Here is a 12,160-nt window from a genome sequence, read left to right on the forward strand (position 1 = left end):
GGTTCTGCAAGCATCGTGTCGGGCGCGCGGCGCAGGAACACGGTTGCGAGAGAGCCGGGGGCAGCCGCGCTGCGGCGCCCGCAATCGCTAGCGGCGCCCTCCGGACAGATGGGCACGCGCCAGGAACGCGACCGCGACCAGTCCGACGGCGATGACCAGAAGCGCGGGCGGCGCCGCCTCGGCGATGTTCTCAAGGCTCGCCTTCTCATGGGCGCGTGTCGCGAGGGTGTCGTAGTTGAACGGGCGCAGAAGCAGGGTCGCCGGCAGTTCCTTGACGCAGTCGACGAAGACGAGGAGGAGCGCGGTGCCGACCGAGCCCCGCATCAGCGGCAGATAGACCTCCCTGAGCGCCCCGCCCGCCGTGCGGCCAAGCGAGCGCGCCGCCATCGGCAGCGAGGGCGAGACCCGGCCGAAGGCCGCGTCGGTGGCCCCTTGCGCGATGGCGAAGAACCGCACCGTGTAGGCCAGCACGATCGCCGCCGCCGATCCGGTCAGGATCAGTCCGGGGTCGCGGCCCGTCAGCCACAACATCGCATCCGCCACCCGGTGATCGAAGGCCGCGAGCGGGATCAGGATGCCGACCGCGAGCACCGCGCCCGGGGCCGCGTAGCCGATCGTCGTGACCGGCAGGATCAGCCGCGGCAGTTTCCGCCCCGTCAGCCGCACGCCGTAGACCATGAAGAGCGCCGCCGCGACGGTCACCGCCGATGCGGCCCCGCCGACCGTGAGCGTGTGCAGGAACGCCCGGCCAAGCCCCGCGCTGACCCAGCTTTCCGGCCGGTCGAAGGCGTGGCCCGCGATCACGCCGAGCGGCAGCACGAAGCCCGCCGCGACAGGCAGGGCACAAAGCGCTGTCGCAAGCCACCCTGCCCCGCCCGCAAGCCGGATCCGGGTGATCGGCCGGGGCTGGCGCGCGGAATGGTAGTAGCGCGAATTCCTGCGGCTGACCTTTTCGAGCGCGACGAGCGCGAGAATGACCGTGAGGATGACGCAGGCGATCTGCGCCGCGCCCCCGGCATTTCCGGTCTCCAGCCAGACCGTGAAGATGCCGGTCGTCAGCGTCTGGACCCCGAAGAAATCGACGACGCCGAAATCGTTCACCGTCTCCATCATCACGATGGCCGCCCCGGCGGCGATGGCCGGACGCGCGAGTGGCAGGCCGACACGCCAGAAAAGGCCGAAGGGTCCGGCGCCCAGCGCGCGGGCGACCTCGTAACTGCCGGCGGATTGTTCGCGGAAGGCGGCGCGGGCCAGCATGTAGACGTAAGGATATAGCGCCGCGGCGAGGACGATCACGGCGGCGGTGCGCGACCTGACCTGCGGGAACCAGTAATCGCGGGACGAAGTCCAGCCCGCCGCCTCGCGCAGGGCGACCTGGACCGGGCCGGAATAGTCGAGGAAATCGACGAGCGCGTAGGCGCCGATATAGGCGGGGATCGCCAGCGGCAAGAGGAGGAGCCATTCCAGAAGCCCGACGAAGGGAAAACGGTACATCGTCACCAGCCAGGCCGCCCCCGCGCCGACCGCGGCGGCAAGCGCGCCGGCGCCGAAGGTCAGGATTGCCGTGTTGCCGGCATAACGCGGCAGGGTCGTGGACAGAAGATGCGGCCAGATGTTCTCGGTCGGGTGAAAAGCCAGCACCAGCACCGACAGGACGGGCAAGACCACGAGCGCCGCGATGACCAGCGCCCCGGCCGACCAGACACCCGCGCCCGGACCGCCCGGCACCCGCGACCGGACCGGTGGGGCACCCATTGCTTGACTGTTTTGCTCGGTCATGAGCCAAGCGGTTACAGGAAAGCGGTTTTCCTGTCCAGCAAGCGCGTATAGGGTCGGCGGCGGAACAGGCAGGACGATACCGGCATGCAGATCGCGTACCACCTCGGTGCTCATTGTACGGATGAAGACCGGCTGGTCCGGGCGCTTCTGAAGAACCGCGGGACGCTCGGCGCTTCAGGGATCGTGGTGCCGAGCCCGAGCAAGTACCGCCAGCTTCTGCCGAAGGTCGCGAAATCGTTGCGCGGCGCGCCTGCGGGCTCCGACACCGAGCAGGTGATCCTCGACGCCGTCATGGAGGAGGACGAGGCCGAACGCCTGGTCTTCAGCAACGACAACCTGCTTTGCTATCCGGTGAACGCCATCTCGGCCCAGGGATTCTATGCGACCGCGCCGCAGCGCATCGCGGCCTATGCGAACCTCTTCCCAAAAGCGCAGTCGGAATTCTTCTTCGCCTTGCGCAATCCGGCGACGATGGTCCCGGCGCTGATCGAGCGGGTGAACGAAGGCACCTACGAGACGGTGATGAGCGATCAGAGCCCGATCGCGCTCCGCTGGGCGCCGGTGATCCGCCGCATCCTCGCCGCCGTCCCCGGCATCGTGCTGACGGTGTGGTGCAACGAGGATACGCCGCTGCTCTGGCCCGAGATCCTGCGCGCCGTCGCGGGGCTTGGCCCCGACGCGGTGCTGGACGGCGATTTCGACGTGCTCGGCATGATCATGACGGACGAAGGGCTTGGCAAGCTCAAGGCCTATCTCGAAACGCACCCCCCCGCCTCACTCGACCAGCGCCGCCGCGCGACCACGGCGTTCCTCGAAAAATACGCGCGGCCCGAGGAGATCGAGGTTGAGGTCAACCTGCCCGGCTGGACAGACGAGCTGATCGCGGCGCTGAGCGCGGCCTACGACGAGGACTGCGCCGAGATCGCGGACCTGCCGGGGGTCGATTTCATCGTACCTTGACCGTGCGGACTGCCCGGCCCGAACACCTTGTCCGGCGGCCGCGGCGACGCCGGGAACGCCGCAACCGTGACCGGATGCGGTCAGGCCATGCCGAGCGCGGCCTTGTACATCTCCAGAACCGCCTCTTCCTCGGCCAGGTCGTCCTTGTCGCGTTTGCGAAGTGCGATGACCTTGCGCAGCACCTTGGTGTCGTAGCCGCGCCCCTTGGCCTCGGCCATCACTTCCTTCTGCTGGTCGGCGATGTCCTTCTTTTCCGCCTCCAGATGCTCGTAGCGTTCGATGAACTGGCGCAGCTCGTCGGCGGCGACGTTGTAGGTGGCATCGGAAACGGGCTGGTTCATCGCGTTGCTCCTTCTGGCGGACGCCCCTGACTAGACGCAAGGGGCCATACCTTCAAGCCCCGCCCTTGCCGTGCCGGCGCCATCGCGCTAGGCCATGCCGGGCAGGACAGGATACGAAGGGGACCGGCATGGACTGGCTGATCTGGACAGGGGCCGTGGTGACGCTCGCGGGGCTCGCGGGGCTCGTCTGGTGCATCCTGAAAGTTACGGCGGCCAGGCGCGCGGGCCTCTCTGATGCCGACCTGCGGACCCGACTCCAGCGGGTCGTGGCCCTCAATCTCGGCGCGCTCTTTCTTTCAGCGATCGGCTTGATGATGGTCGTGGCGGGGATCCTTCTCGGCTGACCCGTGCCGCCCCGTCGCCCCGTGGAAACGCTCAGATCCCGTTCAGATCCGCGAAGCGCCGGCCGTTCTTGATCAACTCGGCCCAGATCTCCGCCGGCCGCCAGAAGGCTTCCTCCTCGCGCGCGAAGTCCCGCAATTCGTTGCGGATTTCCAGAAGTCCGGCCTGATCGGCGGCCATCATCGGCCCGCCCCGCCAGCGCGGGAACCCGAACCCGGCGAGCATCACGACGTCGATATCCGACGGACAGCGCGCGATCCCCGCGTCGAGAAGCCGCGCGCCCTCGTTCGCCATCGCGGCAAGCGCCCGACGCTGGATCTCTGCCGCGCCGACCTTGCGCGCGATCAGCCCTTTCGCCTGCCGCTCCGCCGCGATCAGTTGCAGCACCTCGGGATCCTCGGCGCCTTTCCGCCCGCCCTCGGGATAAAGGTAGTAGCCCTTCCCCGCCTTCTGGCCGAGCCGACCGGCCTCGCACAGCCGGTCGCCGATCGCCACATAGCGCCGCGCCGGATCGCGGCGAAGCGACAGCCGCCGCCGCCGCGCCCAGGAAATGTCGAGGCCGGCAAGGTCGAGCCCCTGATAGGGGCCAAGCGGAAATCCGAAATCTCGCATCGCCCGGTCGATCTCGTACGGCGAGGCCCCGTCCTCCAGAAGAAAGTCCATCGCCGTCCGGTAGGCGGTCAGGATGCGGTTGCCGATGAAGCCGTCGCAGACACCGGACCGCACCGCGATCTTGCCAAGCCGCCGGGCCAGCGCGAAGCCCGTCGCCGTCACCTCCGGCGCCGTCCCGGCCCCGACCACGACCTCCAGAAGCTTCGTCGCCTGAGCGGGCGCGAGGAAATGCAAACCGACCACATCCTCGGGCCGCGATGCCGCCGCCGCGAGCCGGTTCACGTCGATATGGGAGGTGCTCGTGGCAAGCACCGCGTTGCGTTTCGCCACCCGGCCAAGACCAGCAAAAAGCTCGGTCTTCAACGCCTCGTCCTCCGTGACCGCCTCGACGATCAGATCGGCGGTGGCGAGCGCCCCGATATCCGTCGCGCCCGATATCCGGTCCCACTCCGCCTCGCGCGCCTCCGGCGTCAGACGCCCCTTCTCGACCGCCCGCTCGTGGATCGTCGCGACCCGGCCAAGCCCGGCGGCCAGCGCGGTCGGGTCCCGCTCGACCAGCGTGACCGGCAGGCCGGCACCGAGAAGCGCCACGGCGATCCCCGCCCCCATCTGCCCGCCGCCGGCGACGCCGGCGCGGTGGATCTCTCGCGGCGAGATCCGGTCGAGATCCGGCTGCCGCATCGCCCGCCGCTCGGCAAGGAAGGCATGCCGGAGCGCGGCCGCCTCGGGCGTCGCGACCAGTTCGGCGAAGGCCGTCCGTTCGAAGGCGAACCCCTCGTCTTCCGGCAGAAGAAGCGCCGCCTCGACGCAATCGATGATCCGCCCCGGCGCGGGGAGCCGCGGATTGCCGAGCCCGGCGCGCGCGGCCGAGACGGCCGAAAGCCACGCATCGGCATCCGTCCCGCGTCCCTTCCCGCGTTCCGCGGCCGTCGGCAGCTCCGCCGTTCCCGCGAGATAGGCTCGCGCCAGCCCCTCGGCGGCGGTCGCGGCGGCACCCTCGCTTACCGCGTCGACAAGGCGAAGATCGAGCGCCCGGTCCGCCGCGATCGGCAATCCGCTCAGCATCAGGCCCAGCGCCGGCTTCGCGCCGATCAGGCGCGGCAGGCGCTGCGTCGCACCGCCTCCCGGCGGGATGCCGAGCGAGACTTCCGGCAGGCCGAGCGTCGTGCCCGGTTCAGCGACCCGGACGCCTGCGGCCAGCGCAAGCTCAAGCCCGCCGCCGAGCACTGTGCCATGCAAGGCGGCGATGACAGGTTTCGCAGACCGGGCGACGGCATCGCAGAGGTCGGGCAGTTCCGGCGCCGCGGGCGGATGGCCGAACTCCCGGATATCGGCCCCGGCGGGCCAGGTCCTTCCGGCCGCCGCGAGGATGATCACCCGCACCGAGGGATCGGCCGAGACCGAGTCGAACGCGGCCATCACCTCCGCGCGCAAGGCCGTTCCGAGCGCGTTGACGGGCGGGTTGTCGAGGGTGATCGTCGCGATCCCTTCGCTTCTGGCGGTGCGAACCTCTTCGGTCATGGCTGGCCCTTCCCGGTGACGTGATCCTCGGGATTACTCTAAGGGTCCGGCTTTCAATGGCAATGGCCCCGCCGCATCGGCGCGGGGTTCTCCCGTCACTTCGACGACGCGCAGCTCGCACAGAACGGGGTGGCCGGAATAAGGTCCAGCCGCTCTTCCGCGATCTGGCTGCCGCATTTCACGCAGTAGCCGTACTCGTCCTCGTCGATCCGACCCAGGGCCGCCTCGATCATGCGCAGTTCCACCTGCGCCGACTGGCCAAGATCCTCCAGCACCTCGTCCGCCTCGCGTTCGGTCGCCATCTCTTCCCAGTCCTTGGCGTCGTGACTGTCAAGTTCGGCGCCGATCCCGGCGATGCGGGCCCGAAGATCGGCCTGGCGCGCCAGCATTGCGGCCTTGCGTTCGGGGACGGATTTCATCGGGCTCTCCTCTGCCTCTTCCCTATCGTTCTAGAGAACCAGTGTTCCCGGCAGCCTTGATTCAAGTCAATCCTGCAATTTCGCGGCCCCATCGCGATCACATTCCATTCTTGCAATGTATCTGACCTGGGCTATACCTGAAACGGAACGCGCGAAACAGGCGGCAAATGAAAGCCCGCCGCCTGGAACAGGGAGACATCATGCATATTGACTGGATCTGGGGGTTGGCCGGAGGGCTGATCATCGGCTGTGCGGCCGCTTTGTACCTGCTCGTGAACGGGCGCATCATGGGGGCATCGGGCATCCTCGGCGGCCTCGTCGACGGGACCGCGCGGAACTTGGCGGCAGAGCGGCTCTCGTTCATCGCCGGCCTCGTCGCGGTGCCGGTCGTCGCGGCCCCGTTTCTTGGCCATGACATCACCCATCTGACCTCGAATCCTCTGGTCCTGATCGTCTCGGGCCTGCTCGTCGGCGTCGGCACCCGGCTCGCCAACGGCTGCACCTCGGGCCACGGCGTCTGCGGCATGTCCCGGTTCTCGTTCCGGGGCATGGTGGCGACGGTCTTCTACCTTCTCGGTGGCGGGATCGTGGTCCTCGTCTTCCGTCATCTGCTGGGAGTGATCTGATGCTGCGCAATGTCTTCGCCGCCCTCTCTGGCGGTCTGTTCGGCCTTGGCCTCGTGGTGTCGGACATGACCAATACGCTCAAGGTGCAGGGCTGGCTCGACGTCTTCGGCGCATGGGATCCAACGCTCGCCTTCGTGCTTGGCGGCGCGGTGATGCCGATGGCGGTCGCGTGGGTCTTCGCCGCCCGGCGGGACCGGTCCGTGCTTGGCACGCCGTTTCCCGCACTGCCGAAGCCGGTGGCCGAGCCCGACATCGTCATCGGCTCCCTTCTCTTTGGCATGGGCTGGGGGCTGTCGGGCCTCTGCCCCGGCCCGTCGATGGCCGTCCTCGGCTTCGGCGGCTGGCAAGGCGTCGTCTTCCTTCTTTCCATGATCGCCGGTATGGTCGCGACACCCGCGATACGGGGCTGGATGAGCCGCCCCGTCGCCGCCTGAGGAAAGACGATGGAAATCCGATACCTGACCGACGATTACGCCGTTTCGCCGCAGATCGCCCCCGAGGACGTCGCGGCGATCAGGGCTGCCGGTTTCACCACGGTGATCGACAACCGGCCCGACGGCGAGATCCCGCCCCAGCTTCACACCGATCCGATGCGGGCGGCGGTCGAGGCGGCCGGGCTGCGCTTCGTCGTGAACCCCGTGATCGGCGGCGCGATCAGCGACCAGAACGTCACGGCCCAGCGCGCGGCGATCGACACGGCCGAGGGGCCGGTCTTCGCCTATTGCGCCTCGGGCAACCGCTCCTCCATCGTCTGGGCAATGAGCCAGGCGGGCCGGGCGCCGACCGACACGCTGATCGAAACGGCGGCGCGCTGGGGCTACAACCTCGAACCCTTCCGGCCGCGCATCGACGGCTTCGCCGCGCAGACCTGACCGGGCGTCACGCCGGAGGCGCTCGGGACCGGCTGACAAGGCGCGTTCAGGCAGACCGGCGCCAATGCCTCAGCCTGAAGCGGCCCGGCCCTTCTCGGTCGGCACGGGCGCGGCATCCGCCCCGGCCACTTGCTGCGGCTCGCCCGCCTCCTCGACGCGCGGCGGCGACAGAGGCCGTGCCAGCGATTGGACGGGTGCGGCGGTTTCGGCCGCGGGTTCGAAATCCACCCGCTACTCGCCGTCCTCCTGCAAACTCAGATGCACCCTGACGGCAAGGTGCCCCCGGCTCTGGCCAAGCCGCCCCCAGGCGACGAAGCGGTGCCCTTTCCCCTCGATCTTGACCCGGCTTAGCGCCGCCTTCGACACCGGCACCATTGCCCCCGGCCTCAGCGCCAGCACCGCCGCGAGCGGCAGGCTGACCCGGTCGAGAACCGCCTCGATCCGTACCTCGGCCCCGTTCACCGCCGCCTCGATCCGTTCGCCCCATTCCGCGGCGACCGCGGCCGCGCCGGGATCGGACACCGCGCGATCGGGCGCGTCCGGCATCCGGCCCCGGCCCTCGGCCGGAACCGCCAACATGATCGTCCCCCGGCGCGCGCCTCCGGCGCCGAAGCCGAGTGTCAGATGCAACACCCGGTACGCGATATCCTCAAGCATCAGCCCCAGCGGTCGCGGATCATCAAGGAAGGACGCATAGCGATACCCGCCCGCCCAGGTGATCGCCGCGTCGGAGGCGAGCGTGACCTCCAGCTCCGCCATAATCCGGTCGACGAAGCGCACCGACATCGCGGCATCGGTGCGCGTCGGCCGCCGTGCCGGCACCTCCGCCGCGCCGATCCGCCCGGTCGTCTGTACCTCGATCAGGCTGGCGAGCGTCTCGCTCGACAGCGCCACGAGGCCGAGCGCCTCGTCCGGACCATCCATCACCGCGAGAAGCGCGCGTTCGCTCATCCGCTCCGGCAGTTCGGCGAGCGATGCGCGGAGCTCGACGGCCTCGATGACGGCTATCGGCAGGTTCAGCATGTCCTGCGCGGACTTGGCGACGGCCTGCCCGAACAGGCGCGCGGGCGATCGCGGCGCGTCCCCACCATGGGGACGGCCAGCCGCCGTCTTGCGTTTCAGCACTGTCTGTCGCGCGGTATCCGTCATTCCTCCGTCCCCGGACCCGGGATGCGGGTCTCGGCAAGACTAGGCGAAACGGGGTTACCAAAGGGTTGAGGCCTGCGCGAAGCGCGGAGCCCGCCCGGCCGGGAACGGGACCAGCCTCCTACGCCGCCTCGGCCGCAACGGCGTTCTCCGGCCGGACCGGCAGGGACACCCGGAACGCCGCCCCGCCCTGCCCCGGAAGGTAGGCGATATTGCCGCCGAGATTGGCCATGATCTCGCGGCAGATGGCGAGGCCGAGCCCGGCACCGCCCGCCCGCGCGGTATCGGTCAGCCGGGCGAACTTCTCGAAGATCAGCCGCTGCGACGCCTTCGGTATGCCCGACCCGTTGTCGATGAAATCGACGATAATCCGGCCGCCCCGGCGCCGCGCGGCGATGGTCAGCTCCGGCCGCTCGGCATCGCAGTATTTCCGCGCGTTCGACACGACGTTGATGAAGACCTGCACCAGCCGGTCGGTGTCGGTGATCACCGGCAGGTGCTCCGACGGGAAGTCGCGACGGATCGTGAAGGCGCGCTCGGGCCGGGTGTTCGACGCCGCCTGCACCGCCTTGTTGAGAATGTCGTGCAGGTTCGCCACCTTGACGTTGAGCTGCACCTTGCGGTTCTCCAGCACCGACAGGTCGAGCAGATCGTCGAGAAGCCGGGTCAGCCGGATCGTCTCGTCATGGATCACTTCGGCATACTTCTGCTGCATCTCACCGGGAAGTTCGGGGTCCATCAGGATCTCCGAAAACGCCCGGATCGAGGTCATGGGTGTGCGCAGCTCGTGGCTGATCTGGCTCAGGAACGTGTCCTTCTGCACCGAGAGATCCTTCAGCTTCTCGTTGGCCTCCTGCAACTGCCGTGCGGTCCGCGCCAGTTCCTCGGACTTGGCCTCGAGCTGGGTCGAGTATTCGAGGATCTGCTGCGCCTCGGAGGCGACCGCCATCAGGTCCTGCGCCGAGACGGCGGCACCGACGGCGAACTGCGCGATCATCGCGTGCGCCGTCGCGGTGCCGACCGCGCCGGCGAGCCGGCGTTCCAGCCGTTCGATGAATTCGGGGGTCGTGTCGGGCAGGAACCCGGCCTTTCCCTGCGCCTCGGCCTCGGTCTGGAAGAAGCGCTGCGCCACCTCGGCCCCGAGGATGCCCTGGCTCATGATCAGGAGATCCTCGGCCTCGGCACCGCCCCGGCTCCAGCCGCGCGCGCCGGGATCCTGCTCGAAGGCATTGACGAAAGCGAGGCCCTGCATCCGTTCCACCGGGCTCGGGAAGGTCAGGAGCGACCCGGCGACAAAGATTCCGGTATTCAGCGAGATCGACCAGAAAAGCGCGTGCAGGAGCGGGTCGAGCCCATTGATCCCGAAAAGCGCCTGCGGCCGGAGCCAGCCGATCCCGCCCGGCCCCTCGCTGAGCAGCGCCTCGGACAGAAGCCCGCTGGGCCCGAAGGACGGCAGGTAGAGCGTATAAAGCCAGACGAGGAACCCGGTGACGAGGCCCAGCGCCGCGCCGACGCCGGTTGCCCCGCGCCAGAAGATGCCGCCAAGCATCGCCGGCAGGACCTGCGCCGCGCCGACGAAGGAGATGAGCCCGATCGCCGCGAGCGCCGCCGAACCGCCCGACAGGTGGTAATAACTGTAGCCGAGCGCCAGCACGCCCGCGATCGATACCCGCCGCGACATCAGGACAAGGCCGCGGACATCGCCCGGCGCCCGCGCCCCGCCCGCGCGCAAGGAGAGCCAAAGCGGCGTGACGATATGGTTCGACACCATCGTGGCGAGCGCGATGGCCGCCACGATGACCATCGAGGTCGCGGAGGAGAAGCCACCGAGAAACGCGAGCATGGCAAGCTTGCCCTGGCCCTGCGCCAAGGGCAGCGTCAGGACGAAGAGGTCGGGATTGGCACCCTCGGGCAGGACCGAGAGGCCGACGACCGCGATCGGCAGCACGAAGAGGCTCATCAGCATCAGATAGAGCGGGAAGGCCCAGGAGGCGGTGGCGAGGTGCCGCTCGTCCGAATTCTCGACCACCATCACCTGGAACATCCGCGGCAAGGTCAGCACCGCCGCGCCGGCGACGAAGGTGAGGCCGATCCACCGGCCGGGCATCAGCGGCCAGTCGGCGATGGGCGAGGCGTCGATCCGCGCCATCACGTCGCCGACCCCGCCCGCGACGCCCCAGACGACGAAGACCCCGACGGCGAGAAGCGCCACCAGCTTCACCACGGCTTCAAGCGCGATGGCCATGACGACGCCGTGGTGCCGTTCGTTCGCATCGAGGTTGCGGGTGCCGAACAGGATGGTGAAGAGCGTGAGCCCCCCCGCGACCCAAAGCGCGGTGGCGCTCTGGTCCGGCAGGGCCCAGCCCTCGGGCGTGCCGGAGGCGAAGACTCCGAAGGACAACGTGACCGACTGGAGCTGGAGCGCGATATAGGGCGTCGCGGCCACGACCGCGATGATCGTGACGATGACGCCGAGCAGGTTCGACTTGCCGTAGCGCGACGAGATGAGGTCGGCGATCGAGGTCACGCGCTGCGCCTGCCCGATACGGACGAGCTTGCGCAGCACCAGCCACCAGCCGGTCAGCACCAGCGTCGGGCCGAGATAGATGGTGACGAATTCCAGCCCCGACCGCGCCGCGTAGCCGACGGCGCCATAGAAGGTCCAGGCGGTGCAGTAGATCGACAGCGACAGCGTGTAGATCACCGGAGAGCGCATCCAGCCGGCGCGGCCCCGTTCCGCCCGCCGCTCGGCCGCGAAGGCGACGAGGAAGAGAAGGCAGACATAGGAAAGGCAGACCGCGACGAGGATATTGAACGGCACCATCAGCGCGCCCCGTCATCCGGCGCGCCGTCCGCGGCACCTTCATCCCGCGCCGCGCTCGACAGGCGGCGGGCGAGGACGAAGGCGACGGCGATGAGGAACAACCAGACCGCGAAGAGATAGACCCCGCCTGGCGCGGTGTCCGGCTCCGGCGTGGCGGCCGGGCGCCAGAGAATCGGCAAGAGGATGAGAAACAGGCCGAGAAGCGGCAGGAGCCGCGCCGCGTCGATCATGCGGCGACGGCGATAGGAACGGTGCGCCAGGAATTTCGGCGGTGTCTGCGCCTTCATGGCGCCCCTCTTCCCGCGCGACGTGTCATGCGCCCGCCATCTGGCGAAGGGTGGCGACGATCTCGGCATTGGCGAAGGGCTTGGCAATGAAGCGCGACGCGCCGGCGCCTTCGGCCAGCGCCCGGTCGGCGCTTTGCCCGCGCGCCGACAGGACGAGGACCGGCAGCGTCGACAGGTCGGGATCGGCGCGCATCTCTTCGAGGATCTCGTAGCCCGACCGCCCCGGCAGCATCACGTCGAGAACCACGACGTCCGGCGCCTCGCGGCGGATCACCTCGACCGCTGTCCGGCCCTCGCCGTGGCTCGCCACCGCCCAGCCGTCGCGGACGAGGATGTATCGGATCGCCTCGGCGATATGCGGTTCATCCTCGATGAGGAGGACACGTCTCGTCATGCCGTTTTCCTCCCTGATCTCCGCCCCCTGACGGCGA

14 protein-coding genes are annotated in these 12,160 nt (G+C 69.1%); 5 read left to right on the forward strand and 9 right to left on the reverse strand.

All coding sequences use genetic code 11. The features are described from left to right. Positions 1-87 precede the first annotated feature (87 nt). Positions 88-1,755: an ABC transporter permease gene (locus V5734_RS13935; protein WP_347310244.1), complete on the reverse strand. Its 1,668-nt coding sequence runs from the start codon at positions 1,753-1,755 to the stop codon at positions 88-90. 108 nt (positions 1,756-1,863) lie between these two features. On the opposite strand from V5734_RS13935, the gene V5734_RS13940 reads away from it, so the two are divergent. After that, positions 1,864-2,739, forward strand: a complete 876-nt coding sequence (locus tag V5734_RS13940) for a hypothetical protein (RefSeq protein ID WP_347310245.1) — start codon at positions 1,864-1,866, stop codon at positions 2,737-2,739. 80 nt (positions 2,740-2,819) lie between these two features. On the opposite strand, the gene V5734_RS13945 is transcribed toward V5734_RS13940, so the two are convergent. After that, positions 2,820-3,080, reverse strand: a complete 261-nt coding sequence (locus tag V5734_RS13945; protein ID WP_347310246.1) for a DUF2312 domain-containing protein — start codon at positions 3,078-3,080, stop codon at positions 2,820-2,822. 128 nt (positions 3,081-3,208) lie between these two features. Between V5734_RS13945 and V5734_RS13950 the strand changes: the two genes are divergently transcribed. Continuing rightward, a complete protein-coding gene (locus V5734_RS13950) occupies positions 3,209-3,424 on the forward strand; it encodes a hypothetical protein (RefSeq protein ID WP_347310247.1) in 216 nt (71 codons plus the stop codon). A gap of 31 nt (positions 3,425-3,455) precedes the next feature. Here the strand turns inward: V5734_RS13950 and V5734_RS13955 are convergent, their stop codons facing one another. Both V5734_RS13955 and V5734_RS13960 read right to left on the reverse strand, forming a co-directional pair. Then, entirely contained in the window at positions 3,456-5,555 is a 2,100-nt protein-coding gene (locus tag V5734_RS13955) for a 3-hydroxyacyl-CoA dehydrogenase NAD-binding domain-containing protein (protein ID WP_347310248.1), read from the reverse strand. A gap of 95 nt (positions 5,556-5,650) precedes the next feature. Continuing rightward, complete coding sequence (locus tag V5734_RS13960) at positions 5,651-5,974, reverse strand: TraR/DksA family transcriptional regulator (protein WP_347310249.1); 324 nt, start codon at positions 5,972-5,974, stop codon at positions 5,651-5,653. 200 nt (positions 5,975-6,174) lie between these two features. Here V5734_RS13960 and V5734_RS13965 point away from each other — a divergent pair, with 200 nt between their 5' ends. The 3 genes from V5734_RS13965 to V5734_RS13975 are packed head-to-tail and all read left to right on the forward strand — an operon-like array spanning position 6,175 to position 7,472. Next, positions 6,175-6,600, forward strand: a complete 426-nt coding sequence (locus V5734_RS13965) for a YeeE/YedE family protein (protein WP_347310250.1) — start codon at positions 6,175-6,177, stop codon at positions 6,598-6,600. Beyond that, positions 6,600-7,034, forward strand: coding sequence for a YeeE/YedE family protein (locus V5734_RS13970; RefSeq protein ID WP_347310251.1), 435 nt, complete (start codon positions 6,600-6,602; stop codon positions 7,032-7,034). The genes V5734_RS13965 and V5734_RS13970 overlap by 1 nt, the downstream gene beginning before the upstream one ends. A 9-nt stretch (positions 7,035-7,043) precedes the next feature. Further along, positions 7,044-7,472, forward strand: a complete 429-nt coding sequence (locus V5734_RS13975; protein ID WP_347310252.1) for a TIGR01244 family sulfur transferase — start codon at positions 7,044-7,046, stop codon at positions 7,470-7,472. A 69-nt stretch (positions 7,473-7,541) separates the two neighbouring features. On the opposite strand, the gene V5734_RS13980 is transcribed toward V5734_RS13975, so the two are convergent. The 5 genes from V5734_RS13980 to V5734_RS14000 form a co-directional block, all read right to left on the reverse strand. Then, on the reverse strand, positions 7,542-7,700 hold the full coding sequence (locus tag V5734_RS13980) for a hypothetical protein (RefSeq protein ID WP_347310253.1): 159 nt from the start codon (positions 7,698-7,700) through the stop codon (positions 7,542-7,544). A 3-nt stretch (positions 7,701-7,703) separates the two neighbouring features. Then, positions 7,704-8,621 (reverse strand): FliM/FliN family flagellar motor C-terminal domain-containing protein, encoded by a 918-nt coding sequence (locus tag V5734_RS13985; protein ID WP_347310254.1) that lies wholly within the window; start codon positions 8,619-8,621, stop codon positions 7,704-7,706. 118 nt (positions 8,622-8,739) lie between these two features. Next, positions 8,740-11,439, reverse strand: a complete 2,700-nt coding sequence (locus tag V5734_RS13990; RefSeq protein WP_347313639.1) for a sensor histidine kinase — start codon at positions 11,437-11,439, stop codon at positions 8,740-8,742. Between the two features lie 2 nt (positions 11,440-11,441). Further along, positions 11,442-11,729, reverse strand: coding sequence for a hypothetical protein (locus V5734_RS13995; protein WP_347310255.1), 288 nt, complete (start codon positions 11,727-11,729; stop codon positions 11,442-11,444). A gap of 25 nt (positions 11,730-11,754) precedes the next feature. Then, positions 11,755-12,123: a response regulator transcription factor gene (locus V5734_RS14000; protein WP_347310256.1), complete on the reverse strand. Its 369-nt coding sequence runs from the start codon at positions 12,121-12,123 to the stop codon at positions 11,755-11,757. Positions 12,124-12,160: the final 37 nt, after the last annotated feature.

The organism is Defluviimonas sp. SAOS-178_SWC (assembly GCF_039830135.1).
In the GTDB taxonomy this organism is placed as follows: Bacteria; Pseudomonadota; Alphaproteobacteria; order Rhodobacterales; family Rhodobacteraceae; genus Albidovulum.

Bases quoted from the DNA above. Each gene is read 5' to 3' on its own strand.
- V5734_RS13975 (WP_347310252.1), top strand. From the start codon at position 7,044: ATGGAAATCCGATACCTGACCGACGATTACGCCGTTTCGCCGCAGATC.
- V5734_RS13985 (WP_347310254.1), bottom strand. From the start codon at position 8,621: ATGACGGATACCGCGCGACAGACAGTGCTGAAACGCAAGACGGCGGCT.
- V5734_RS13970 (WP_347310251.1), top strand. From the start codon at position 6,600: ATGCTGCGCAATGTCTTCGCCGCCCTCTCTGGCGGTCTGTTCGGCCTT.
- V5734_RS14000 (WP_347310256.1), bottom strand. From the start codon at position 12,123: ATGACGAGACGTGTCCTCCTCATCGAGGATGAACCGCATATCGCCGAG.
- V5734_RS13945 (WP_347310246.1), bottom strand. From the start codon at position 3,080: ATGAACCAGCCCGTTTCCGATGCCACCTACAACGTCGCCGCCGACGAG.
- V5734_RS13940 (WP_347310245.1), top strand. From the start codon at position 1,864: ATGCAGATCGCGTACCACCTCGGTGCTCATTGTACGGATGAAGACCGG.
- V5734_RS13935 (WP_347310244.1), bottom strand. From the start codon at position 1,755: ATGGGTGCCCCACCGGTCCGGTCGCGGGTGCCGGGCGGTCCGGGCGCG.
- V5734_RS13995 (WP_347310255.1), bottom strand. From the start codon at position 11,729: ATGAAGGCGCAGACACCGCCGAAATTCCTGGCGCACCGTTCCTATCGC.
- V5734_RS13950 (WP_347310247.1), top strand. From the start codon at position 3,209: ATGGACTGGCTGATCTGGACAGGGGCCGTGGTGACGCTCGCGGGGCTC.
- V5734_RS13960 (WP_347310249.1), bottom strand. From the start codon at position 5,974: ATGAAATCCGTCCCCGAACGCAAGGCCGCAATGCTGGCGCGCCAGGCC.
- V5734_RS13955 (WP_347310248.1), bottom strand. From the start codon at position 5,555: ATGACCGAAGAGGTTCGCACCGCCAGAAGCGAAGGGATCGCGACGATC.
- V5734_RS13965 (WP_347310250.1), top strand. From the start codon at position 6,175: ATGCATATTGACTGGATCTGGGGGTTGGCCGGAGGGCTGATCATCGGC.